The sequence below is a fragment of the Tolypothrix sp. VBCCA 56010 genome, from assembly GCF_050875635.1.
In the GTDB taxonomy this organism is placed as follows: Bacteria; Cyanobacteriota; Cyanobacteriia; order Cyanobacteriales; family Nostocaceae; genus Hassallia.
Map to the genome: position 1 here is coordinate 1 of NZ_JBPAOH010000448.1, position 412 is coordinate 412.

Consider the following 412-nt stretch of genomic DNA (forward strand, 5'->3'; position numbering starts at 1 on the left):
CAGGGTTTGCGAAAGTTTGGCTGTTGCCACATCCCAGAGTTTGATGGTGTTGTCATCACTGCCAGAAGCCAAGGTTTTGCCATCGGGGCTAAAAGCGACGCTAAAGACCGCATAGCTATGCCCAGTCAGGGTTTGCTTTAGTTTACCTGTTGCCACATCCCAAAGTTTGATGGTGTTGTTACTACTGCCAGAAGCCAAGGTTTTGCCATCGGGGCTAAAAGCGACGCTATAGACCACATCGCTATGCCCAGTCAGGGTTTGCGAAAGTTTGCCTGTTGCTACATCCCAGAGTTTGATCGTCTTGTCAGTACTGCCAGAAGCCAAGGTTTTGCCATCGGGGCTAAAAGCGACGCTCCTGACCGAGTTGCTATGCCCAGTCAGGGTTTGCGAAAGTTTGCCTGTAGCCACATCC

General features: G+C 51.0%; 1 pseudogene. It reads right to left on the reverse strand.

The features are described 5' to 3' along the window. Positions 1–412, reverse strand: a pseudogene (locus AABK37_RS41945) (WD40 repeat domain-containing protein); the annotation flags it as partial.